This is a genomic window from Streptomyces sp. NRRL S-118 (genome assembly GCF_000716335.1).
In the GTDB taxonomy this organism is placed as follows: Bacteria; Actinomycetota; Actinomycetes; order Streptomycetales; family Streptomycetaceae; genus Streptomyces.
In genome coordinates, this window is the sequence record NZ_KL591009.1 from 9,482 (window position 1) to 31,712 (window position 22,231).

The 22,231-nt window shown below is 72.4% G+C and carries 25 protein-coding genes; 18 read left to right on the plus strand and 7 right to left on the minus strand.

Annotated features, from left to right (window positions below; translation table 11 throughout):
• Positions 1–240: 240 nt before the first annotated feature.
• Positions 241–957 carry an IclR family transcriptional regulator NdgR gene (ndgR, locus tag IH00_RS0117500; RefSeq protein WP_031074615.1) on the minus strand — a complete coding sequence of 239 codons (717 nt, stop codon included), beginning with the start codon at positions 955–957 and terminating at the stop codon, positions 241–243.
• 186 nt (positions 958–1,143) lie between these two features.
• Between ndgR and leuC the strand changes: the two genes are divergently transcribed.
• From leuC to IH00_RS0117520, 4 genes are all read left to right on the plus strand, one after another.
• The gene (gene leuC, locus IH00_RS0117505) at positions 1,144–2,568 is read left to right on the plus strand and encodes a 3-isopropylmalate dehydratase large subunit (RefSeq protein WP_031074617.1); all 1,425 of its coding nucleotides are present in this window, start codon (positions 1,144–1,146) and stop codon (positions 2,566–2,568) included.
• Positions 2,569–2,574: 6 nt separating this feature from the next.
• Positions 2,575–3,168: a 3-isopropylmalate dehydratase small subunit gene (gene leuD, locus IH00_RS0117510; RefSeq protein WP_031074619.1), complete on the plus strand. Its 594-nt coding sequence runs from the start codon at positions 2,575–2,577 to the stop codon at positions 3,166–3,168.
• A gap of 723 nt (positions 3,169–3,891) precedes the next feature.
• Positions 3,892–4,119, plus strand: a complete 228-nt coding sequence (locus IH00_RS0117515) for an SCO5555 family protein (protein WP_031074622.1) — start codon at positions 3,892–3,894, stop codon at positions 4,117–4,119.
• Positions 4,120–4,260: 141 nt separating this feature from the next.
• Positions 4,261–4,935, plus strand: coding sequence for an HU family DNA-binding protein (locus tag IH00_RS0117520; protein WP_031074624.1), 675 nt, complete (start codon positions 4,261–4,263; stop codon positions 4,933–4,935).
• Between the two features lie 94 nt (positions 4,936–5,029).
• On the opposite strand, the gene IH00_RS0117525 is transcribed toward IH00_RS0117520, so the two are convergent.
• Together IH00_RS0117525 and cofC are read right to left on the minus strand one after the other, a co-directional pair.
• A complete protein-coding gene (locus tag IH00_RS0117525) occupies positions 5,030–5,233 on the minus strand; it encodes a hypothetical protein (protein WP_031074627.1) in 204 nt (67 codons plus the stop codon).
• A 120-nt stretch (positions 5,234–5,353) separates the two neighbouring features.
• The gene (gene cofC / locus IH00_RS0117530; RefSeq protein WP_031074630.1) at positions 5,354–6,034 is read right to left on the minus strand and encodes a 2-phospho-L-lactate guanylyltransferase; all 681 of its coding nucleotides are present in this window, start codon (positions 6,032–6,034) and stop codon (positions 5,354–5,356) included.
• 123 nt (positions 6,035–6,157) lie between these two features.
• Here cofC and IH00_RS0117535 point away from each other — a divergent pair, with 123 nt between their 5' ends.
• The 3 genes from IH00_RS0117535 (at position 6,158) to IH00_RS0117545 (ending at position 9,214) form a co-directional block, all read left to right on the plus strand.
• A complete protein-coding gene (locus IH00_RS0117535) occupies positions 6,158–6,910 on the plus strand; it encodes a lysophospholipid acyltransferase family protein (RefSeq protein ID WP_031074632.1) in 753 nt (250 codons plus the stop codon).
• The gene (locus tag IH00_RS0117540) at positions 6,907–8,004 is read left to right on the plus strand and encodes an NAD(P)H-dependent glycerol-3-phosphate dehydrogenase (protein ID WP_267882578.1); all 1,098 of its coding nucleotides are present in this window, start codon (positions 6,907–6,909) and stop codon (positions 8,002–8,004) included. The genes IH00_RS0117535 and IH00_RS0117540 overlap by 4 nt, the downstream gene beginning before the upstream one ends.
• A gap of 61 nt (positions 8,005–8,065) precedes the next feature.
• Positions 8,066–9,214 carry a D-alanine--D-alanine ligase family protein gene (locus IH00_RS0117545; RefSeq protein WP_031074634.1) on the plus strand — a complete coding sequence of 383 codons (1,149 nt, stop codon included), beginning with the start codon at positions 8,066–8,068 and terminating at the stop codon, positions 9,212–9,214.
• 159 nt (positions 9,215–9,373) lie between these two features.
• Here IH00_RS0117545 and IH00_RS0117550 read toward each other — a convergent pair whose 3' ends face one another.
• Together IH00_RS0117550 and IH00_RS0117555 are read right to left on the minus strand one after the other, a co-directional pair.
• Entirely contained in the window at positions 9,374–9,856 is a 483-nt protein-coding gene (locus tag IH00_RS0117550) for a DUF3515 domain-containing protein (protein WP_052411455.1), read from the minus strand.
• 20 nt (positions 9,857–9,876) lie between these two features.
• A complete protein-coding gene (locus tag IH00_RS0117555; protein ID WP_028802415.1) occupies positions 9,877–10,110 on the minus strand; it encodes an Lrp/AsnC family transcriptional regulator in 234 nt (77 codons plus the stop codon).
• Positions 10,111–10,328: 218 nt separating this feature from the next.
• Here IH00_RS0117555 and IH00_RS0117560 point away from each other — a divergent pair, with 218 nt between their 5' ends.
• Both IH00_RS0117560 and thiD read left to right on the plus strand, forming a co-directional pair.
• Positions 10,329–11,300: a thiamine-phosphate kinase gene (locus tag IH00_RS0117560; RefSeq protein ID WP_031074639.1), complete on the plus strand. Its 972-nt coding sequence runs from the start codon at positions 10,329–10,331 to the stop codon at positions 11,298–11,300.
• A complete protein-coding gene (gene thiD / locus IH00_RS0117565; protein ID WP_031074641.1) occupies positions 11,297–12,100 on the plus strand; it encodes a bifunctional hydroxymethylpyrimidine kinase/phosphomethylpyrimidine kinase in 804 nt (267 codons plus the stop codon). The genes IH00_RS0117560 and thiD overlap by 4 nt, the downstream gene beginning before the upstream one ends.
• Before the next feature lie 188 nt (positions 12,101–12,288).
• Here the strand turns inward: thiD and rpmB are convergent, their stop codons facing one another.
• Positions 12,289–12,474 carry a 50S ribosomal protein L28 gene (rpmB, locus tag IH00_RS0117570; RefSeq protein ID WP_031074643.1) on the minus strand — a complete coding sequence of 62 codons (186 nt, stop codon included), beginning with the start codon at positions 12,472–12,474 and terminating at the stop codon, positions 12,289–12,291.
• Between the two features lie 269 nt (positions 12,475–12,743).
• Here rpmB and IH00_RS0117575 point away from each other — a divergent pair, with 269 nt between their 5' ends.
• The 9 genes from IH00_RS0117575 (at position 12,744) to mutM (ending at position 21,819) form a co-directional block, all read left to right on the plus strand.
• Positions 12,744–14,318 (plus strand): DAK2 domain-containing protein, encoded by a 1,575-nt coding sequence (locus IH00_RS0117575; RefSeq protein WP_031074644.1) that lies wholly within the window; start codon positions 12,744–12,746, stop codon positions 14,316–14,318.
• Positions 14,319–14,397: 79 nt separating this feature from the next.
• Positions 14,398–16,587, plus strand: a complete 2,190-nt coding sequence (gene recG, locus IH00_RS0117580; protein ID WP_031074646.1) for an ATP-dependent DNA helicase RecG — start codon at positions 14,398–14,400, stop codon at positions 16,585–16,587.
• 68 nt (positions 16,588–16,655) lie between these two features.
• Positions 16,656–17,240, plus strand: coding sequence for a 16S rRNA (guanine(966)-N(2))-methyltransferase RsmD (gene rsmD, locus IH00_RS0117585; RefSeq protein WP_031074648.1), 585 nt, complete (start codon positions 16,656–16,658; stop codon positions 17,238–17,240).
• A gap of 26 nt (positions 17,241–17,266) precedes the next feature.
• Positions 17,267–17,746, plus strand: coding sequence for a pantetheine-phosphate adenylyltransferase (gene coaD, locus IH00_RS0117590; protein ID WP_199819770.1), 480 nt, complete (start codon positions 17,267–17,269; stop codon positions 17,744–17,746).
• 99 nt (positions 17,747–17,845) lie between these two features.
• On the plus strand, positions 17,846–18,943 hold the full coding sequence (locus IH00_RS0117595) for an ATP synthase F0 subunit B (protein WP_031074651.1): 1,098 nt from the start codon (positions 17,846–17,848) through the stop codon (positions 18,941–18,943).
• Between the two features lie 210 nt (positions 18,944–19,153).
• A complete protein-coding gene (locus tag IH00_RS0117600) occupies positions 19,154–19,759 on the plus strand; it encodes a YceD family protein (protein ID WP_234334879.1) in 606 nt (201 codons plus the stop codon).
• A 2-nt stretch (positions 19,760–19,761) separates the two neighbouring features.
• Positions 19,762–19,935 carry a 50S ribosomal protein L32 gene (rpmF, locus tag IH00_RS0117605; RefSeq protein ID WP_030496967.1) on the plus strand — a complete coding sequence of 58 codons (174 nt, stop codon included), beginning with the start codon at positions 19,762–19,764 and terminating at the stop codon, positions 19,933–19,935.
• Positions 19,936–19,955: 20 nt separating this feature from the next.
• Positions 19,956–20,843 (plus strand): ribonuclease III, encoded by an 888-nt coding sequence (rnc, locus tag IH00_RS0117610; RefSeq protein ID WP_052411456.1) that lies wholly within the window; start codon positions 19,956–19,958, stop codon positions 20,841–20,843.
• A 100-nt stretch (positions 20,844–20,943) separates the two neighbouring features.
• On the plus strand, positions 20,944–21,819 hold the full coding sequence (gene mutM, locus IH00_RS0117615) for a bifunctional DNA-formamidopyrimidine glycosylase/DNA-(apurinic or apyrimidinic site) lyase (RefSeq protein WP_031074656.1): 876 nt from the start codon (positions 20,944–20,946) through the stop codon (positions 21,817–21,819).
• On the opposite strand, the gene IH00_RS0117620 is transcribed toward mutM, so the two are convergent.
• Positions 21,777–22,208: a winged helix-turn-helix transcriptional regulator gene (locus IH00_RS0117620; RefSeq protein ID WP_031074658.1), complete on the minus strand. Its 432-nt coding sequence runs from the start codon at positions 22,206–22,208 to the stop codon at positions 21,777–21,779. The two genes, mutM and IH00_RS0117620, sit on opposite strands and share 43 nt — an antisense overlap.
• Positions 22,209–22,231: the final 23 nt, after the last annotated feature.

Sequence of the window (22,231 nt, forward strand, 5' to 3'; positions counted from 1 at the left end):
CCGGTTCGAATCCGGTCGGGGGTACGCACCGAGGAAGCCCTCCCCTGCTGGGGAGGGCTTCCTCGCGTTCCGGTGTCGTTGCGTTCCGGTGTCGTTGCGTTCCGGTGTCGTTGCGGTCCGGGGTGGCGCCGTCGTGAACAGCGCGGTCAGGAACGGCTCCGACAACAACTCCGGCCCACCGCTGCGGCGTTGAAGCGGTGGACCGGGAGCTGGCAGAAGGTGATGGACAAGCGGCCGGGCTCAGCCCGAGCGGCGCAGCGCCTCGGTCAGCCGGCCGGCCGCGTCGATGACGGCCTGGGCGTGCATACGGCCCGGGTGGCGCGTCAGGCGCTCGATGGGGCCCGAGACCGACACGGCGGCCACCACGCGGTTCGAGGGGCCCCGTACGGGCGCGGAGACGGACGCCACGCCCGGCTCGCGCTCGCCGATCGACTGGGCCCAGCCGCGGCGCCGTACGCCCGACAGGGCCGTCGCCGTGAAGCGTGCCCCCTGGAGGCCCCGGTGCAGCCGCTCCGGCTCCTCCCAGGCCATGAGGATCTGCGCCGAGGATCCGGCCTTCATGGTGAGCGTGGAGCCGACCGGCACGGTGTCCCGCAATCCGGACAGCCGCTCCGCCGCGGCGACGCAGATGCGCATGTCGCCCTGGCGCCGGTAGAGCTGCGCGCTCTCCCCGGTCACGTCCCGCAGATGGGTCAGTACGGGTCCGGCGGTGGCCAGCAGGCGGTCCTCGCCGGCCGCGGCGGCGAGCTCCGCCAGCCGCGGTCCGAGGATGAACCGGCCCTGCATGTCCCTCGCCACCATCCGGTGATGTTCCAGTGCCACGGCAAGGCGATGTGCCGTGGGTCGTGCGAGCCCGGTCGCCGCGACCAGCCCGGCGAGGGTGGCCGGACCGGACTCCAGGGCGCTCAGAACCAGAGCTGCCTTGTCGAGAACGCCGACGCCGCTAGAGTTGTCCATGCAACGATATTCACGTCTCACTCTGTGAAACGCAAGTTCAATTTTCCCGGGAACTTGCCACCCTGTACGTACGGCCCGCGGACCAACGGGTCCGATGCCCGTCCGGCACGTGGGACACGTGGGGCCCGGACGTGGGGCCACTGATCTCTAGAGGCGCCGGCACACCCGCCGGCCGGAGGGAAAGCGATGGGTAGGACACTCGCGGAGAAGGTCTGGGACGACCATGTCGTCCGGCGCGCCGAGGGCGAGCCCGACCTCCTCTTCATCGATCTGCACCTGCTGCACGAGGTGACCAGCCCGCAGGCCTTCGACGGCCTCCGCCAGAACGGCCGGCAGGTGCGGCGCCTCGACCTCACCATCGCGACCGAGGACCACAACACCCCCACCCTCGACATCGACAAGCCCATCGCCGACCCGGTCTCCCGGGCCCAGCTGGAGACGCTGCGCAAGAACTGCGCCGAGTTCGGTGTCCGCCTGCACCCGCTGGGCGACGTCGAGCAGGGCGTCGTCCACGTCGTGGGGCCGCAGCTGGGACTGACCCAGCCGGGCACCACCGTGGTCTGCGGCGACTCCCACACCTCCACGCACGGCGCCTTCGGCGCGCTGGCCTTCGGTATCGGCACCTCGCAGGTCGAGCACGTCCTGGCCACGCAGACGCTGCCGATGGCGCGGCCGAAGACCATGGCGATCACGGTCGAGGGCGAGCTGCCGGAGGGTGTCACCGCCAAGGACCTGATCCTGGCGATCATCGCCAGGATCGGCACCGGCGGCGGCCAGGGGTACGTGCTGGAGTACCGCGGCTCCGCCATCGAGAAGCTCTCGATGGAAGCCCGGATGACCATCTGCAACATGTCGATCGAGGCCGGCGCCCGCGCGGGCATGATCGCCCCGGACGAGACCACCTTCGCGTACCTCAAGGGCCGTGCCCACGCGCCCGAGGGCGAGGACTGGGACGCGGCCGTCGCCTACTGGAAGACCCTGAGGACCGACGACGACGCCGTCTTCGACGCCGAGGTCGTCATCGACGCCACCGAGCTGGCCCCCTTCGTCACCTGGGGCACCAATCCCGGCCAGGGAGCGCCGCTTTCGGCCTCCGTCCCCGACCCGGCTTCGTACGAAGACGCTTCGGAGCGCCTGGCCGCCGAAAAGGCCCTGGAGTACATGGGGTTGACCGCCGGGCAGCCGCTGCGCGACATCAAGGTCGACACCGTCTTCGTAGGCTCCTGCACCAACGGCCGCATCGAGGACCTGCGCTCCGCCGCCGCCGTGCTGGACGGCCGCAAAGTCGCCGACGGCGTACGGATGCTGGTCGTGCCCGGCTCGGTCCGGGTCGCCCTGCAGGCGGTCGAGGAAGGCCTGGACACGGTCTTCAAGGAGGCCGGGGCCGAATGGCGGCACGCCGGCTGCTCGATGTGCCTGGGCATGAACCCCGACCAGCTCGCGCCCGGCGAGCGTTCCGCCTCCACCTCCAACCGCAACTTCGAGGGCAGGCAGGGCAAGGGCGGCCGCACCCACCTGGTCTCCCCCCAGGTCGCCGCCGCCACCGCGGTGCTGGGCCATCTGGCCTCGCCCGCCGACCTGTCCGAAGCCCCCGCGACCGCCGGAGTCTGAGCAACCATGGAAGCTTTCACCACCCACACCGGCCGGGCCGTCCCGCTGCGCCGCAGCAACGTCGACACCGACCAGATCATCCCGGCGCACTGGCTGAAGAAGGTCACCCGCGACGGCTTCGAGGACGGCCTGTTCGAGGCCTGGCGCAAGGACCCCGAGTTCGTCCTCAACCGCCCCGAGCGGCAGGGCGCCACGGTCCTGGTGGCCGGCCCCGACTTCGGCACCGGCTCCTCCCGCGAGCACGCCGTCTGGGCGCTGCAGAACTACGGTTTCAAGACCGTCATCTCCTCCCGCTTCGCCGACATCTTCCGCGGCAACTCGCTGAAGAACGGCCTGCTCACGGTGGTCCTCGACCAGAAGACCGTGGACGCGCTGTGGGAGCTGACCGAGGCCGACCCGCAGGCGGAGATCACCGTCGACCTCCAGGACCGCCAGGTGCGAGCCCCGGGGATCACCGCGGACTTCGAGCTGGACGAGAACGCCCGCTGGCGGCTGCTGAACGGCCTGGACGACATCAGCATCACGCTGCGGAACGAGCCCGACATCGCCGCGTACGAGGCGAAGCGCCCGTCGTACAAGCCGCGGACCCTTCCGGTCTGACCCTCCCCGCACCCTTCCGGTGCCCGGCCGACCGCCCGGACGTGAGCGGGCGGACGGGGCACGGCAGTCTCCAGCGGGTGCGAGCAGTGTGAACCGACGCCCGGCCGGGTTTCCCGGCCGGGCGTCCTGCGTCGGTGGCCGCCGAGTGCGGGCCGGCCACCCCCCTGCGCCGTCCCGGGGTCGCGGCGGCGAGGCCGGCTGCCCGGCGTATCTCCGCAGTTCAGCGCTCCTTTCGCCCTTCCCGGTTTCCCGGCCTCCCGGTTTCCCGGCACGCGTCCGCTCCCGCGCCCGACCGGTGAGGCACTCCCGCCCGGTGCGACGGCGATCGCGCGCACGGCGGCACTCCGCGGCTGCCGATCCCACCCACGGGAGCAGGGTTGTTGCCGCCGCGCCGGAACGCGCGGCGAAGGGCCGGGCCCCCGGCGCGCACGGCTGCGGGCGAAATCATCGGGTGCAGCAGGATGGCGTGAAAGTGACCTTGCGGGGCAGCATGATGACGTGCCGGGGGGCCATCCGGCTGACGGCTCGCCCGTGTGTCGCGGCAGGCCGGCGAACTCTCTCCGGGAGCCTGAATGCGGTCACCAACTTCCTTTCTCCACAAGGAAATCGCAGCTGGGACCGGGTGTCCGTGGGTGGTCCCCCGGGGGTCCCCGAATGGCCCTGGGGACAGGCCAGTTACCCCCTACGGAGGCGACAACTCGCCCCAGATGGCACAATCGGTGCATGGAACGCGACAGCCAACTCCAGCTCTACGAGGCGGTCGCAGCCCGACTGAAAGAAGCGCACACCCGAGTGCGCGCACTGCAAGTCCCGGAGGGCGTAAGGATGGCGCTGTCCCGGAAGCTGTTGGTCATCACGGCCTCGGCGAAGCACGATCTCGCAGGCGCGGCTCAGCGTCTGGACCGGTTGATGAAGGACCTCGACGAGGGCCGATTCCCCGAAGGGGACTGACACTCCGAACTCCGCGCCGCCTACTTCGTTGCGGCACTAGGGTGATTAGCCCGTTTCGTGTTTGATTTGCGGTATATATCTGCCTAACGTGCGAAAACGCTTGAACACTTTCGTTCCGGCAATGTCTCCGAAGGGGAAGACGTGAACAAGGCGCAGCTCGTAGAAGCGATTGCCGACAAGATGGGTGGCCGCCAGCAGGCCGCCGATGCTGTCGACGCGGTGCTGGACGCGATCGTGCGTGCCGTGGTCGCCGGTGACCGGGTTTCGGTCACCGGCTTCGGTTCGTTCGAGAAGGTCGACCGCCCGGCCCGCTACGCCCGCAACCCGCAGACCGGTGAGCGCGTCCGGGTCAAGAAGACCTCGGTTCCGCGCTTCCGTGCAGGTCAGGGCTTCAAGGACCTGGTGAGCGGCTCCAAGAAGCTGCCCAAGGGTGGCGAGGTCGCGGTCAAGAAGGCGCCCAAGGGCAGCCTTTCGGGCGCCCCGCCCACCATCGCCAAGTCCGTCGGCAAGAAGGCCGCCGCCAAGAAGACCACCGCCGCGGCGAAGAAGACGGCGGCCAAGAAGGCCACCCCGGCCAAGAAGACCACCCCCGCCGCCGCGAAGAAGACGACCGCCAAGAAGGCCACCCCCGCCAAGAAGACCACGACGGCGGCGGCCAAGAAGGCGACCCCGGCGAAGACCACGGCCGCCGCGAAGAAGACCACCGCCAAGAAGACCGCGCCGGCGAAGAAGGCCACGGCGAAGAAGGCCCCGGCCAAGAAGACCACCGCCCGCAAGACCACCGCCAAGAAGACCACCACCGCGCGCAACAAGTAAGCGGCGAAGGCCCTTCAGGCCCCTCACACGCCGGGCCGGACTCCTCGAAAGGGAGCCCGGCCCGCGGTGCGTCCGGGGCGGGGGAGAGGGGCGCTCAGAAGGTCTGCAGCGTGATCAGCGTGATGCGGCGGGACTCGCCCTCGCCCTCGGTCTCGATGCGCACGCGCTGGCCCGGCCGCAGCAGGCGCAGGCCGCCGGCGTCGAAGGCCGGGGCCGAGAAGGGCACCGGGGTGCCGTCGTCGAGGAGGACGCTGCCGCTGCGGGATTCGGGATCGTACGTGTACGCGGTGGCCTGCATGGATCGCAGCCTATCCGGAGGGCGCCCGCGCCGCCCCCGCGGCCGCTGCCCGCCCGCCCCGCCACCGCCCGTGGGCGTCCGCCGCCGCACGGGCCGCCCGCTCCCGCCTCCGCACCCGCGCTACGCCGGCTCCGGCGCGTCCACGGGCCACCGCTCTGCCGTGCGGGGCCCCACACCCAGCTCCCGGGCGGCCCGCAGATCCTCCCCGGTGTCCACGTCCCGGCGCACGGAATCGACGCCGGTCAGCAGAATTTCCTCCGCGCCCGACGACAAATGGCGGCGCCGCGACGCACCGCCGAATGCCGGGCGCAATTCCACTCCGGGCGCGGCCGACAGCAATGTCGTACCGATTTCGGCGGCATCCGCCAGAAAAGCCCGGTGAAATTGTCCCGCTCTCACGAGCACCCGGTGCAGCTCCTCCGGGCGCAGCGCGGGCAGGTCGGCGCTGAGCGCCGCCACCGGCGCCGCGGGGCGCCGGGCGCGGACCGCTTCCGCGCCGTGGGCGAGCGCGGCGTTGAGTCCGGCCGCCGGTGCGTCCGGCACCACACGCGCTCCGAGGGCGCCCAGCGCGGCCGCGGCCAGCGGATCGTCCGTGACGACCACCACATCCCGCACCGCCGGGCAGCACAGCGCCGCCGCCACGGTGTCCTGCGCGAACGCCAGCGCGAGCCGGGGCCGGACCAGCGGTCCCACGGCCTCTGCGAGTCTGCTCTTGGCCAGCGGGAGGGGCTTGAGCGGCACGATCAGGGACCAGGGGCCGGTCGGGCCGGGGTCCGCGGCGAGCTCTCCGTCCTTGCGCATCGGGCTTATTGTCCACAGCCCGGACGGACTCCGTCCGAGGCGGGGCGTACGGTGTTCTCGACAGACCAGGGGCCTGGGGCGACACTTGACCCCCGGCAAAGCAGCCCAGAGGAAGGTGTCCGAGTGTCCCGCCGCAGAATCGGCTTCTGGTACCGCCTGGCGGCGGTCATCGCAAAACCGCCGCTGGTGGTTCTGTTCAAGCGGGACTGGCGGGGAATGGAGCACATTCCGGCCGAGGGCGGATTCATCACCGCGGTCAACCACAACTCCTATCTGGACCCGCTGTCGTACGCGCATTTCCAGTACAACACCGGACGTGTCCCGCGTTTCCTCGCCAAGGCCGGCCTGTTCAAGGGCTCGTTCGTCGGCATGATGCTCCGCGGCACCGGCCAGATCCCCGTGTACCGCGAGACCACCAACGCCCTGGACGCCTTCCGTGCCGCAGTTGCCGCCATCGAGCGCGGCGAGTGCGTCGCCTTCTACCCCGAGGGCACCCTCACCCGGGACCCCGACATGTGGCCGATGGCGGGCAAGACCGGCGCCGCCCGCGTCGCGCTGCTCACCAAGGTGCCCGTCATCCCGGTCGCCCAGTGGGGCGCCAACTTGGCGATGCCGCCGTACGCCAAGGAGAACAAGGTCCGGCTGTTCCCGCGCAAGACGCTGATCGTGCAAGCCGGACCGCCCGTCGACCTCAGCCGGTTCTACGACAGGGAACCCAGCCCCGAGGTGCTGCGCGAGGCGACCGAGGCCATCATGGCCGCGATCACCGCCCTCCTGGAGGAGGTGCGCGGGGAGAAGGCCCCCGCCCAGCCGTACGACCACCGCAAGGCCCGCCTGGAACAGCGGCGCAGGGCCGCAGGGGAGGAAGCGAAGTGACACACCCCGACAGGGCCGGCCAGGCCGACCGCCCGCACCCGGCGCCCGCTTCCGGACCGGCCGCGGCATCCGGCGGGGAACCCCGTAGGGGCCCGGTCCGGGCCGCCGTCTTCGGCACCGGGTCCTGGGGCACGGCCTTCGGCATGGTGCTCGCCGACGCCGGCTGCCAGGTCACCCTCTGGGGCCGCCGCCGGGAGATCGCCCACGCCATCAACACCACCCGCACCAACCCGGACTACTTCCCGGGCACCGAGCTCCCCGCCTCCCTGCGCGCCACCACCGATCCCGCCGAAGCCGCGCACGACGCCGATTTCACCGTGCTCGCCATCCCCTCCCAGACGCTCCGCGGCAACCTGGCCGCCTGGAAACCGGAGATGGCACCCGGCACCGTCCTCGTCTCCTTGATGAAGGGCATCGAACTGGGCACGGCCAAGCGGATGAGCGAGGTCATCGGGGAGGTCACCGGCGTCCCGCAGGACCGGATCGCCGTGGTCACCGGCCCCAACCTGGCCAAGGAGATCGTCGCCCGCATGCCCGCCGCCGCCGTCGTCGCCTGCCGCGACGAAGCGGTCGCGCAGCGGCTCCAGGCGGCCTGCCACACCCCGTACTTCCGCCCGTACACCAATACCGACGTCGTCGGCTGCGAGCTGGGCGGCGCCGTGAAGAACGTGATCGGCCTCGCCGTCGGCATCGCGGACGGCATGGGCCTGGGGGACAACGCCAAGGGCTCCCTCATCACCCGCGGTCTCGCCGAGACCACCCGCCTCGGCCTGGCCATGGGCGCCGACCCGCTGACCTTCTCCGGGCTCGCGGGCCTCGGCGACCTCGTCGCCACCTGCTCCTCGCCGCTCTCCCGCAACCACACCTTCGGCTTCAACCTCGGCAAGGGCATGACCCTGGAGGAGACCATCGCGGTCACGAAGCAGACCGCCGAGGGCGTCAAGTCCTGCGAATCCGTGCTGGATCTGGCCCGCAGGCACGGCGTCGACATGCCCATCACCGAGACCGTCGTCGGAATCGTCCACGAGGGCAAGCCCCCGGTGGTGGCGCTCAAGGAGCTGATGTCGCGGGCCGCCAAGCCCGAGCGCAGGTGACCCGGTCGGCCGGTGGCCGGTCGCTGACGCAACCGGAACGAGCGGGTACGCTCATCGCGATATGAGCAGCGAAAACCTCCCCACCAGCCCTGGGCGCAAGCCGCGCGTGGCCGTCGTCTTCGGCGGCCGCAGCTCCGAGCACGCCATCTCGGTCGTCACGGCCGGTGCCATCCTGCGCGCCATCGACCGGGACAAGTACGACGTGCTGCCCATCGGCATCACCACGGACGGCCGCTGGGCGCTGACCGCCGACGAGCCGGAGCGGATGGCCATCGCCGACCGCGCGCTGCCGAGCGTCGCCGACCTCACCGAGTCCGACGAGGGCACCGTCGTGCTCCCGGTCGACCCCGGCAACCGCGAAGTCGTCTACAGCGAGCCGGGTGCCGTGCCCAAGGCCCTGGGCGACGTCGACGTGGTCTTCCCGGTGCTCCACGGCCCGTACGGCGAGGACGGCACGCTCCAGGGCATGCTGGAGCTCTCCGGAGTGCCGTACGTCGGGGCCGGCGTGCTCGCCTCGGCCGTCGGCCAGGACAAGGAGTACATGAAGCGGGTCTTCCAGTCGTACGGGCTGCCCGTCGGCCCGTTCGAGGTGATCCGCCCCCGCGAGTGGGAGCAGTATCCTTCCTCCGCCCGCCGGAGGATCATGGACTTCGCCGGCGAGCACGGCTGGCCGCTCTTCGTGAAGCCCGCCCGGGCCGGCTCGTCCTTCGGCATCACCAAGGTCGACGACCCGGCGCGGCTGGACGAGGCCATCGAGGAGGCCCGCCGCCACGACCCGAAGATCATCGTGGAGGCGCTGCTCAGCGGCCGCGAGATCGAGTGCGGCGTGCTGGAGTTCGAGGACGGCCCGCGGGCGAGCGTGCCGGCGTGGATCCCGCCCGTCACCGACCACGAGTTCTACGACTTCGAGGCCAAGTACATCGACTCCGCGTCGGGTGTGGTGCCCGCCCCGATCACCCCGGAGCAGACCGCCGAGGTGCAGCGGCTCGCGATCGCCGCGTTCGAGGCGGTCTCGTGCGAGGGACTGGTCCGCGCGGACTTCTTCCTCACCGATGACGGCGAGTTCGTCATCAACGAGATCAACACCATGCCCGGATTCACGCCGATCTCCATGTACCCGCGCATGTGGCAGGAGACCGGCGTCAGCTACCCCGAGCTGATCGACCGGCTCATCCAGGCGGCCCTGCGCCGCTCGACCGGCCTGCGCTGACGCACCGCGGCCCGGGCGGCCCGGCTCATCCGCCGGGCGGCCCGGGCCGCGTCCTGCGCGAGGCCGCCCTCCCCGCCGCGTCCGCTCCTTGCGCACCCGGCCGGGCACGGCCCGGTGCGCCGGCTCTCCCCGGGGCAACGGCCCCTGCGGCACGCGGTGCTACAGCTTCGGCGGCACGGCTTTCTTCACCGCGCCGGCGAGGTCGAGGAGCGGGCCGCTGGCGTCGTGGGCGTACCGCTCGTCCAGCAGCACCTCCACATAGGCCTTGCGGGACGCGGAGGTGAGCCGGGGCCCGTCGCCCTCCCGCGGCTCCACCAGCCAGCCGACGCCGTTCACCTGGGCCCCCAGCGCGTCGGGATCGCTCATCCTGGCGGGCCGCGGGACGCCGCAGCGCAGTACGATCGCCCCGTCCCCCCATCCGGCGGTCAGCTCGGATCCGGGTTCGGGATCGCTCCGGCCGAGTCCGGCGACGGTCTTGGGCAGTTCCCCGTCCAGCGCGCGGCAGAAGGCGGTCTCCTTCGCCGACGGGCTGGGAACCGCGACCGACGTCCGGGCGTCCGTGGGGGAACAGCCCGCGGCCGCCAGCAGGACGGCGGCGGCAGCGGCGGCGGAGGCACACACGAGCCGGTGGGAAGACGTCACCGGCCAAGCGTAAACGGGGGCTAGAGGTGGACGACCGGACAGGTCAGGGTGCGGGTGATGCCGTCCACTTGCTGGACCTTCGCGACCACCATGCGACCGAGCTCGTCGACCGTGTCGGCCTGGGCCCGCACGATCACGTCGTACGGACCCGTGACGTCCTCGGCCTGGATCACCCCCGGGATCTTGGAGATGGTCTCGGCGACGGTCGACGCCTTGCCCACCTCGGTCTGAATAAGGATGTACGCCTGAACCACGGAACCTCCAGGGCGGCCACGAGGATCTTGTGGAAAGAGAAAGGGACGCCACGGTACCGCGTCGCCGCGGGCCGCGGGGAGACCTGCGCCGCCGGTGGCGCGCGCGGTCGGCGTACAGGCACGGAAGAGTTGACGTTCCACGTGACGGTACCGAGAGCAGTGACGGGTCGCGACCGGTCGCACGGTGCGTCCACGACGACATGGAGAGGTGAACCTCGGTGAAGGGCACTGTCGGAGAGCTCGGCGAGTTCGGGCTCATCAGGGAGCTCACTTCGCGGCTCACCTCCACCCCGGCGGTACGGGTCGGGCCGGGCGACGACGCCGCGGTGGTCGCCGCCCCCGACCGGCGCGTGGTGGCCAGCACGGACATCCTGCTGGAGGGGCGGCACTTCCGCCGCGACTGGTCCACCGCGTACGACGTCGGCCGCAAGGCCGCCGCGCAGAACCTGGCGGACATCGCCGCCATGGGTGCCGTGCCGACCGCGCTGCTGCTCGGCCTGGTCGTGCCCGCCGAACTCCCGGTGACCTGGCCCACCGAGCTGATGGACGGCCTGCGCGACGAGTGCCAGGTCGCGGGCGCCGCCGTGGTCGGTGGTGACGTCGTGCGCGGCGACACCATCACCGTCGCCATCACCGCCCTCGGCGACCTGCGCAACCACGAACCGGTCACCCGGGCCGGCGCGCAGCCCGGCGACGTCGTCGCGTACACCGGCTGGCTCGGCTGGTCCGCCGCCGGGTACGCGGTCCTCTCCCGCGGCTTCCGCTCGCCGCGCGCCTTCGTCGAGGCCCACCGCCGGCCGGAACCGCCGTACCACGCGGGCCCCGCGGCGGCCGGACTCGGCGCGACCGCCATGTGCGACGTGAGCGACGGCCTGATCGCCGACCTCGGGCACATCGCCGAGGCCAGCAAGGTGCGCATCGACCTGCGGTCCGGGCTCATCGACATCCCGACGCAGATGAACGACATCGGGCAGGCCGTCGGCGTCGACCCGATGCAGTGGGTCCTCACCGGAGGCGAGGACCACGCGATCGTCGCCACGTTCCCGCCGGACGTGAAGCTCCCCGCCCGCTGGAAGGTGATCGGCGAGGTCCTCAATCCCTCGGCGCTGCCCCAGGTCACCGTCGACGGCGCCCCCTGGCACGCGAAGGGCGGCTGGGACCACTTCGGCGGCTACGAGGAGGACGCGTGACCGGCCGCCTCCCGCGGGTCCTGACGGTCGCCGGTTCCGACTCCGGCGGCGGTGCGGGCATCCAGGCCGACCTGAAGACCATGCTGGCGCTCGGCGTGCACGGCATGAGCGTGATCACCGCGGTCACCGCGCAGAACTCCCTGGGCGTGCAAGGTGCCTGGGAGCTGCCCGTGGAGGCGGTCCGCGCCCAGTACCGCAGCGTCGTCGACGACATCGGCGTCCAGGCCGTCAAGACGGGCATGCTGGCGTCCGCGCCGCTCGTGGAGGCGGTGGCGGAGCTGCTGGCCGGGACGGACGCGCCGGTGGTGGTCGACCCGGTCGGGGTGTCCAAGCACGGGGACCCGCTGCTGGCCGCCTCCGCCCTCGACTCCGTGCGCACCCGGCTGCTGCCGGCCGCCACCGTGGCGACGCCGAACCTGGACGAGGTCGCCCAGCTCACCGGCGTGACGGTGGAGGACGAGGAAGGACTGCGGCGGGCCGCCGACGCGATCCTCGCCCACGGACCCCGCTGGGCGCTGATCAAGGGCGGGCACCTCGCCGGTGACGCCGTGGACCTGCTGACGGACGGCACCGAGGAGCACTGGCTGCGCGCTCCCCGGCACGACAACCGTCACACGCACGGGACGGGCTGCACGCTCGCCTCCGCGGTGGCGGCGGGCCTCGGCAAGAGCCTGGCGGTGCCGGAGGCCGTGCGGGCCGCCAAGGAGTACGTGACCGGGGCGATCGCCGCCGGGTTCGCCCTGGGCGGCGGCATCGGCCCGGTGGATCACGGCTGGCGGTTCCGCCCGTCCGGGCCCTGAGGCCGCGGCGGCGGGACCGGGCGTACCTCCGTGCGGCGCCGCGCACGGGGGTACGGGCGCAGGCGCGTGCCCCGGCACGGCAAAAAGCCGGCCCACCGAGGTGGACCGGCTTTCAAGGCAACCGCAGAGGCTGCGCTACGACGAATCGTCGTCGGCGGGATCATCCCCGCACATGCGGGGAGCATCTCTTAGCGCGAGACCTTGCCGGCCTTGATGCACGAGGTGCAAGCGTTGAGCCGCTTCGGCGTCCCACCGACCACGGCACGCACGCGCTGGATGTTCGGGTTCCAGCGACGGGACGTACGGCGGTGCGAGTGCGAGATGTTGTTGCCGAAGCCCGGCCCCTTGCCGCAGACGTCGCAGTTGGCAGCCACGGGTCACTCCAAAGACTTCAGGTGCACTTACAGAGAAATCCGGCGAGCCGGAATCAGATCTGGTGACTGAAGTGGCGTTGCCGGGGGAATGGCCCGACTTTCATCGGGCAACCGGAGCAGCATACAACGCCTGCTTCGGTACAACGAAACTACCATGACCGGCCCGGCCCCCGCGTGGGGCCTCGGCGCCGGGCGGGGTCTACCCTGCGGTGCAGCCCTCCCCCTACGCCCGGGGGGCGCGGGGGGACCCCTTGAAGGAGGATCCCCAGGTGCCGCAGATCGACTCCGCCGTGGTCCGTACCTGGTGCTCACTGGCGCTGGAGGCACTGGGGCGGGAGCGCGAGGAGATCGACGCGATCAACGTCTATCCGGTCGCGGACGGGGACACCGGCACCAATCTGTACCTGACCGTGGAGTCCGCCTCCCAGGCGGTGGAGGCCGTCTTCAGCGCCCTCACGGCACCAGAGGACGGCGACGTCGTACGGGCCATGGCGCACGGGGCGCTGATCGGCGCGCGGGGCAACTCCGGCACGATCCTGGCGCAGCTGCTGCGCGGGATGAGCGAGGTCCTGGCCGAGGGCCGTGACGGCGATCACCTGGCCCGGGCGCTGGGCCGCGCGTCGGCGTCCGCACGCCGGGCCGTCGCCCACCCCGTCGAGGGCACCATCCTCAGCGTGGCCGCCGCGGCGGCGGCCTCCGCCGCGGACGGCGCGGACGTGGTCTCGGTGGCGCGCGCGGCGTACGAAGGGGCGCGCGCGGCGCTGGAGCGGACGCCCGGGCAGCTCGCCGTCCTGGAGCGGGCCGGTGTGGTGGACGCGGGCGGGCGGGGGCTGGTCACGGTGCTGGGCGCGCTGGTCCAGGCGGTGTCGGGGGAGGCCCCCGCGCGGCCCGCCCGCGCGCACCGGGCGGTGGTCACCGCGGCGGAGGAGTGCTCGCCCGGCGGTCCCGCCTTCGAGGTCGTCTACCTCCTGGAGGCGGACGACACGGCCGTCGCGCGGCTGCGCGACCGGCTGGACAAGCTCGGCGACTCCCTCGTCGTGGTGGGCGGCGACGGACTGTGGAACGTCCACGTCCACGTGGACGACGCGGGGGCGGCGGTGGAGGCGGGCGTCGAGGCGGGACGCCCGTACCGCATCCGGATCACTCACTTCGGCACCCAGACGGCGCCGCCGCAGGAGCGCGCCGGCCGGGCGGTCGTCGCCGTCCTGCCGGGGGAGGGCCTCGCGGCGCTGTGCGCCGAGGCCGGCGCCACGACCGTCCTCGCCCGCCCCGGCGAGCCGCCCGCCAGCGGGGAGCTCCTCGACGCCCTCCGGCGGGCCCACGCGCGCGAGGTGGTGCTCCTGCCCAACGACGCGGAGCTCCGGCACACCGCCGCGGCCGCCGCGGAACAGGCCCGCGCGGAGGGCATCCGGGTCGCGCTCGTCCCGACCCGCGCCGCCGTCCAGGGCATCGCCGCCCTCGCCGTCCACGAACCGGACCGCCGCTTCGACGAGGACGTGGTCGCGATGACCGCGGCGGCCGGCGCCACCCGCTACGGCGAACTGGCCCTCGCCGAACGCCAGTCCTTCACGTCGGCCGGCGTCTGCCAGGCCGGCGACGTGCTGGGCCTCATCGACGGCGACGTCGCCGTGATCGGCCAGGACGTCGCGGCCGTCGCGGAGACCGTGCTGGACCGCATGCTCTCGGCGGGCGGCGAACTGGTCACCCTGGTCGTCGCCGGCGACGCCCCGGCCGCCCTCGCCGGCCGCCTGGAGACCCATGTGCGCGAGACCCACCTCGCGGTCGACACCCTCGTCTACTCGGGCGGGCCCCAGGCCCCGCTGCTGCTCATCGGCGTCGAATAGCCACCGCGCCGGGCCCGTCCGGTGGCGCGGCGCCCCGGTCGTCCACAGGTGGCGGCGCATGTCAGTGCCGTGGTGTGCAATGGAACGCGTGTCAGCCCTCGACGAACCACTGAAGAAGCAGCTCGGCGCCGCGACCGCCAAGGTGATGGCCGAGCACCTCGACCTGCACACCGTCGGCGACCTGCTGCACCACTACCCGCGGCGGTACGCCGAGCGCGGCGAGCTCACCTCGCTCGGCGACCTGCCGCTGGACGAGCACGTCACGGTGGTGGCCCGCGTGGCGGACGCGCGCGTGATGACGTTCAACAGCGCCAAGGGCCGCGGCCAGCGGCTCGAAGTGACCATCACCGACGGCAGCGGACGACTGCAACTGGTCTTCTTCGGCAAGGGCGTGCACAAGCCGCACAAGGAGCTCCTGCCGGGGACACGCGCGATGTTCGCGGGCAAGGTCTCCGTCTTCAACCGCAGGATGCAGCTCGCCCACCCCGCGTACGAGCTGCTGCGCGGCGAGGACGGCGAGACGGCCGTGGACTCCTGGGCCGGGGCGCTCATCCCCCTCTACCCGGCCACCACCAAGCTGGAGTCCTGGAAGATCGCGAAGGCGGTCGACGCGGTGCTGCCCAGCGCCCAGGACGCCGCCGACCCGCTGCCGCCCGCGCTGCGCGAGGGCCGGGGGCTCACCGACCTGCCGGACGCCCTGCGCAAGATCCACCGGCCGCGCACCAAGGCGGACATCGCGCAGGCCCGCGACCGGCTCAAGTGGGACGAGGCGTTCGTCCTCCAGGTCGCCCTCGCCCGCCGCCGGTACGCCGACACCCAACTGCCCGCCGTGCCCCGCAAACCCGCCGCCGGCGGGCTGCTCGACACCTTCGACTCCCGGCTGCCGTTCACCCTCACCGAGGGCCAGCGGCAGGTCTCCCGGGAGATCTTCGACGACCTGGCCACCGACCACCCCATGCACCGCCTCCTCCAGGGCGAGGTGGGCAGCGGCAAGACGATGGTCGCGCTGCGCGCCATGCTCGCCGTGGTCGACGCGGGCGGCCAGGCCGCGATGCTCGCCCCCACCGAGGTCCTCGCCCAGCAGCACCACCGCTCCATCACCGAGATGATGGGCGACCTCGCCGAAGGGGGGATGCTCGGCGGCGCCGAGCACGCCACCAAGGTGGTCCTGCTCACCGGCTCCATGGGCGCCGCCGCCCGCCGCCAGGCCCTGCTCGACCTGGTCACCGGGGACGCCGGCATCGTCATCGGCACCCACGCCCTGATCGAGGACAAGGTGCAGTTCCACGACCTGGGCCTGGTCGTGGTGGACGAACAGCACCGCTTCGGTGTCGAGCAGCGCGACGCCCTGCGCGGGAAGGGCAAGCAGCCTCCGCACCTGCTGGTCATGACCGCCACGCCCATTCCCCGTACGGTCGCGATGACGGTCTTCGGCGACCTGGAGACCTCCGTCCTGGACCAGCTCCCGGCCGGCCGCTCGCCGATCGCCAGCCACGTCGTCCCCGCCGCCGACAAGCCGCACTTCCTCGCCCGCGCCTGGGAGCGGGTCCGCGAGGAGGTGGAGAACGGCCACCAGGCGTACGTGGTCTGCCCCCGCATCGGTGACGAGGAGGACGAGCCCCGGAAGAAGCAGCGGGAGGACGACGCCGACAAGCGGCCCCCGCTCGCCGTCCTGGAGGTCGCCGACCAGCTCGCCAAGGGCCCGCTGGCGGGTCTGCGCGTCGAGGTGCTCCACGGCAGGATGGCCCCGGACGACAAGGACGACGTGATGCGCCGCTTCGCCGCCGGCGCCGTGGACGTCCTCGTGGCGACGACGGTCATCGAGGTCGGCGTCAACGTCCCCAACGCCACCGCCATGGTGATCATGGACGCCGACCGGTTCGGCGTCTCCCAGCTCCACCAGCTGCGCGGCCGCGTGGGCCGGGGCTCCGCCCCCGGCCTGTGCCTCCTCGTCACCGAGATGCCGGAGGCGAGCCCCGCGCGGCAGCGGCTCGCCGCCGTCGCCGCCACTCTGGACGGCTTCGAGCTCTCCCGGATCGACCTCGAACAGCGCCGGGAGGGCGATGTGCTCGGCCAGGCCCAGTCCGGTGTGCGCTCCAGCCTGCGCATGCTCGCCGTCATCGAGGACGAGGAGATCATCGCCGCCGCCCGCGAGGAGGCGGTCGCCGTCGTCGGCGCGGACCCGGACCTGGAGCACCTGCCCGCGCTGCGCACGGCCCTCGACGCCCTGCTCGACGAGGAGCGGGAGGAGTACCTGGAGAAGGGCTGACCGCCCCCCGCGCGGCGCCAGCCCATATCGTGGACTCACCAGTACCCGAGGGAACGGCAAGGACTGAGATGACCCGCGTGATCGCCGGCGTGGCCGGCGGACGCCGTCTGGCGGTGCCGCCGGGCAACGGCACCCGTCCCACCTCCGACCGGGCGCGCGAGGGCCTCTTCTCCACCTGGGAAGCGCTCCTCGGAACGCTCGACGGCATCCGGATCGCCGACCTGTACGCCGGCTCCGGCGCCGTCGGTCTGGAGGCCCTCTCGCGGGGTGCCGCCCACGCCCTGCTCGTCGAGGCCGACGGCCGGGCCGCCCGCACGGTCCGGGAGAACGTCCGCGGGCTCGGCCTGCCCGGGGCCGAGATCCGTACCGCCAAAGCGGAGCAAATCGTGACAGGACCGGCGCCGGAGCAGCCGTACGACGTGGTCTTCCTCGACCCGCCGTACGCCGTCACCGACGACGATCTTGGCGAGATACTCCTCACACTCCGCGCCAAGGGGTGGCTCGCGGCCGATGCGCTCGTCACCGTGGAGCGCAGCACCAGAGGCGGGCGGTTCGCCTGGCCGGACGGGTTCGAGCCGCTGAGATCCCGTCGCTACGGCGAGGGAACGTTTTGGTACGGTCGCGCCGCCTCTACGTGCGAAGACGCACGATGACCGGTTCGGAGAGCGAGGGACTTCAGTTGCGCCGCGCAGTCTGTCCGGGGTCGTTCGACCCCATCACCAACGGACACCTCGACATCATCGCCCGCGCCTCCAAGCTGTACGACGTCGTGCACGTCGCGGTGATGATCAACCAGTCCAAGAAGGGGCTGTTCACCGTGGAGGAGCGGATGGACCTCATCCGCCAGGTGACGGGCGACTACGGGAACGTCCTGGTGGAGTCCCACCACGGCCTGCTCGTCGACTTCTGCAAGGAACGCGACATCCCCGCCATCGTCAAGGGGCTGCGCGCGGTCAGCGACTTCGACTACGAGCTGCAGATGGCGCAGATGAACAACGGCCTGTCGGGTGTCGAGACCCTCTTCGTCCCGACCAACCCCACCTACAGCTTCCTCTCCTCCTCCCTGGTGAAGGAGGTCGCCGCCTGGGGCGGTGACGTCTCGCACCTCCTGCCGCCGGTGGTCCACGAGGCCCTCGTGCAGCGCCTGCGCGAACAGTGACCGGCTGACGGACCGTCACCCGCTGTCGGGACCGCGCCGACTGGCCGTACAGTCGACCCGTCCGTCTCCAACCCGGCTGTAGAGAGTGGCGAGCACACGGTGGACGTGCAGAAGAAGCTCGACGACATCGTCGAGGCGGTCAGGAACGCCCGTTCCATGCCCATGTCGGCCTCCTGCGTGGTCAACCGCGCCGAGCTGCTCGCGATGCTCGAAGAGGTGCGCCAGGCCCTGCCCGGCTCCCTGGCCCAGGCCCAGGAGCTCATCGGCGGCCGCGAGCAGCTCGTCGAGCAGGCCCGCGCCGAGGCGGAGCGGATCATCGAGTCCGCCCACTCCGAGCGCGGCGCACTGATCTCCGACACCGAGATCGCCCGCCGGTCCCAGGAGGAGGCCGACCGCATCCTCGCGGAGGCCCGCCGGGACGCCGAGGAGATCCGTGCCGAGGCCGACGACTACGTCGACTCCAAGCTCGCCAACTTCGAGGTCGTCCTCACCAAGACCATCGGCTCCGTCGACCGGGGCCGCGAGAAGCTCCTCGGGCGGGGGCCCGGCCTCGACGAGCAGGGCTACGCCGAGGAGGACGCCCCCGAGTACAGCTCCGACCCCCAGACCCTGATCCGGCGCGCCGACGAGTACGTCGACGCCAAGATCAGCGCCTTCGAGGCGGTCCTCTCCAAGACCCTGGAGGCGGTCGGACGCGGCCGGCAGAAGCTCCACGGCCGGATCGCCACCGACGAGCTGGGCGCCCACATGGCCGCCCAGGACGCGGCCGGCCTCCCGCAGCAGCGCCACACCAGCGACGCGGACTACCTGGCCGGCCTCGCCGAACTGGCCGACCCCGGGCCCGCGCAGCAGCCCGTGGCGGCCCCCGGGACGCCCGTACCGCCCGTCCCGGCCCAGCAGTCCGACCCGTACGCGTACCAGCCCCAGGGCGTGCCCCAGGACGCGTACACGGGCGGTACCGCCCATGCCGGGGGCTACGGGGGGCAGGACCCCTACGCCGCCTACCCGCCCCAGGGCTACGACCAGGGCGGCTACGCCGATCCGTACGGGTACGGACAGCAGCAGCTGCCGCCCCCGCCGCCGGTCCCGCCGCAGGACCCGCACGGGCAGCAGCCCGCCGCCCTCGACGAGACGAGCTTCTTCGACACCAGCATGATCGACATGGAGCAGCTGCGCCGGTACGAGCAGGGCCGCTGAGCAGGCCGGACCGCACACCTCTCCGCCGGCCCCGGCCGACCCGGATTGGGCTGTGAGCGAAGCGTCCAGTATCCTGGCTCTTCGGTCGCGAGTACGTCCGCGATCCCGCGTGCCCGCATCGGCATCCGTTCCGGTGCCGGGCCGCCCTCCAGACGATTTTCGAAAGCAGGAAGAGCCCTGAGTACGCGCCTCGACCACCGCAACCCCCTCGTGTTCGACACGCACGAGCTGGGCCGGCGTCCCGGTGCCCTCCAGCGGCTCTCCCGCACGGTCGAGGCCCCCGCGGACCTCGGCATCGACGGAGTCATCGGCGTACCGCAGGGCTCGCCCGTCGAGCTGGAGCTCCGCCTCGAGTCGGTCATGGAAGGGGTGCTCGTCACGGGCACCGCCCGTGCGTCGGCCGAGGGGGAGTGCGTAAGGTGTCTGGAGCCGCTGCGCCAGGATGTCGCGGCGGACTTCCAGGAGATGTTCTCGTACCCCGACACCGACGACCGGGGCCACCGCAAGGCGGCCGCGGACGACGATGCCGAGGACGACGAGGACATGACCCCCCTCGAGGACGGCATGTTCGACCTCGAGCCCGTGCTGCGTGATGCGGTGGTGCTCGCACTGCCGATGCAGCCGGTGTGCCGGGAGGACTGTGCCGGGTTGTGCGCCGATTGCGGGGCCAACCTGAACGACGACCCGGACCACCACCATGACGCCGTCGACATCCGTTGGGCGGCACTGCAGGGACTCGCCGGTTCACTCGGGACCGGGGAGAAGGACAACATGAGCGGCGCCGAAGCGGGCGTCGACGAGAAGCAGGAGAAGTAGCCGTGGCTGTTCCGAAGCGGAAGATGTCGCGCAGCAACACGCGCCACCGCCGGTCGCAGTGGAAGGCTGCGGTCCCCACCCTGGTTTCGTGTGAGCGTTGCCAGGAGCCGAAGCAGCAGCACATCGCGTGCCCGAGCTGCGGCACGTACAACAAGCGCCAGGTCCTCTCGGTCTGAGCGGGCTGGTGAGAGGCACCGTGTCTAGCTCCAAAACGGCGGATGACGCCAAGAAGCAGGCGGAGAACACGGCCTCGTCCCACACGCTTCTGGAAGGGCGGCTCGGGTACAAGCTCGAGTCCGCCCTTCTGGTGCGTGCGCTGACCCACCGTTCGTACGCGTACGAGAACGGCGGCCTGCCCACCAACGAGCGCCTGGAGTTCCTCGGGGACTCCGTGCTCGGCCTGGTGGTCACGGACACGCTGTACCGCACCCACCCCGACCTGCCCGAGGGCCAGCTGGCCAAGCTGCGGGCCGCGGTGGTCAACTCGCGTGCGCTGGCGGAGGTCGGCCGCGGCCTCGACCTGGGCTCCTTCATCCGGCTCGGCCGGGGCGAAGAGGGCACCGGTGGCCGGGACAAGGCGTCCATCCTCGCCGACACCCTGGAAGCGGTGATCGGCGCGGTCTATCTCGACCAGGGCCTCGAAGCGGCGTCCGAGCTGGTGCACCGGCTCTTCGACCCGCTGATCGAGAAGTCCTCGAACCTCGGCGCCGGCCTGGACTGGAAGACCAGCCTCCAGGAACTCACCGCCGCCGAAGGCCTCGGCGTTCCGGAGTACCTGGTCACCGAGACGGGACCGGACCACGAGAAGACCTTCACTGCTGCCGCCCGCGTCGGTGGTGTCTCGTACGGCACCGGCACCGGCCGCAGCAAGAAGGAAGCGGAACAGCAGGCGGCGGAGTCCGCCTGGCGGGCCATCCGGGCCGCCGCGGACGAGCGGGAGGCGGCGGCGAAGGCCGCGGCCGAATCCGGCGCGCCCGCCGACGCGGGACCGGGCGCGGGCTCGGACCCCGGCTCCGAAGAGGCCGCCGACACCTCTTCGGTCTCCGACGTTCCCCGGACCGCGGCGGATTCCGCCACGGCCTGAGCTGCTGACGCTTCCACCCCGTCGCTCCTCCCGCGCCTCCGGGCGCCGGGCCGGTGCGGCGGGGTTTTCCCCGTCCCGCCCCTTGTCCCGAGGAGTCCCGGTGCCCGAGCTGCCCGAGGTCGAAGTCGTACGGCGCGGCCTGGAGCGCTGGGTCGGCGGCCGGACCGTCCGGGACGTGACGGTGCTGCACCCCCGCGCGGTACGGCGGCACCTGGCGGGCGGAGAGGACTTCGCGGCGCGCCTGCGGGGGCAGCGCCTCGGGATCGCGCAGCGGCGCGGCAAGTACCTGTGGCTGCCGCTGGAGGACTCCGGGACGTCCGTGCTCGGGCACCTCGGCATGAGCGGGCAGCTGCTGGTCCAGCCCGAGGACGCCCCGGACGAGAAGCACCTGCGGATCCGTGTCCGCTTCGCCGACGACCTGGGCACCGAGCTGCGCTTCGTCGACCAGCGCACCTTCGGCGGGCTCTCCCTCCACGAGAACACCCCCGACGGACTGCCCCTGGCCATCGCGCACATCGCCCGCGACCCGCTCGACCCCGCCTTCGACGACGCGGCCTTCCACACCGCGCTGCGCCTGCGCCGCACCACCGTCAAGCGGGCGCTGCTCGACCAGTCGCTCATCAGCGGCGTCGGCAACATCTACGCGGACGAGGCGCTGTGGCGCTCCCGGCTCCACTACGACCGCCCCACCGCCACCCTCACCCGCCCCCGCTCGGCCGAGCTCCTCGGCCACGTACGGGACGTGATGACGGCCGCGCTCGCCGTCGGCGGCACCAGCTTCGACAGCCTGTACGTCAACGTCAACGGCGAGTCCGGCTACTTCGACCGCTCCCTGGACGCGTACGGCCGCGAGGGCGAGCCCTGCCGGCGCTGCGGCACGCCCATGCGCCGCCGCCCCTGGATGAACCGCTCCAGCTACTTCTGCCCGCGCTGTCAGCGTCCGCCGCGCGCCGGGTCGGAGCGCTCCGCGTCGTAACGCGCGCGGGCCGCCACGACCTCCGGCATCCGGCCCTCGACCAGTTCGATCAGGCCGAGGAGCCGCTCGGCCACGGCCCGCCCGAGCGGCGTCAGCTCGTAGTCCACGTGCGGGGGAGTGACCGGCCGGGCCTCGCGACGCACCAGTCCGTCGCGCTCCAGCGCGTGCAGGGTCTGCGAGAGCATCTTCTCGCTCACCCCGTCCACCCTGCGCCGCAGCTCGCTGAAGCGCAGGCGGCCACCGGACAGCGCGCCGAGGGTGAGACCACCCCAGCGGCCCGTGACGTGCTCCAGGGTGCCGCGCGAGGGGCACAGCCGGGAGAACACGTCGAACGCCGGGCGGTCGTCCCCGGGGGCCGGCCGGTCGTCGCCCGCGCGGTCGTCGTCCATGACCGCCAGCGTACTGCCGTCCC

Bases quoted from the DNA above. Each gene is read 5' to 3' on its own strand.
- leuC (WP_031074617.1), top strand. From the start codon at position 1,144: ATGGGTAGGACACTCGCGGAGAAGGTCTGGGACGACCATGTCGTCCGG.
- rsmD (WP_031074648.1), top strand. From the start codon at position 16,656: ATGACCCGCGTGATCGCCGGCGTGGCCGGCGGACGCCGTCTGGCGGTG.
- IH00_RS0117620 (WP_031074658.1), bottom strand. From the start codon at position 22,208: ATGGACGACGACCGCGCGGGCGACGACCGGCCGGCCCCCGGGGACGAC.
- recG (WP_031074646.1), top strand. From the start codon at position 14,398: ATGGAACGCGTGTCAGCCCTCGACGAACCACTGAAGAAGCAGCTCGGC.
- leuD (WP_031074619.1), top strand. From the start codon at position 2,575: ATGGAAGCTTTCACCACCCACACCGGCCGGGCCGTCCCGCTGCGCCGC.
- IH00_RS0117515 (WP_031074622.1), top strand. From the start codon at position 3,892: ATGGAACGCGACAGCCAACTCCAGCTCTACGAGGCGGTCGCAGCCCGA.
- ndgR (WP_031074615.1), bottom strand. From the start codon at position 957: ATGGACAACTCTAGCGGCGTCGGCGTTCTCGACAAGGCAGCTCTGGTT.
- cofC (WP_031074630.1), bottom strand. From the start codon at position 6,034: ATGCGCAAGGACGGAGAGCTCGCCGCGGACCCCGGCCCGACCGGCCCC.
- IH00_RS0117525 (WP_031074627.1), bottom strand. From the start codon at position 5,233: ATGCAGGCCACCGCGTACACGTACGATCCCGAATCCCGCAGCGGCAGC.
- IH00_RS0117545 (WP_031074634.1), top strand. From the start codon at position 8,066: ATGAGCAGCGAAAACCTCCCCACCAGCCCTGGGCGCAAGCCGCGCGTG.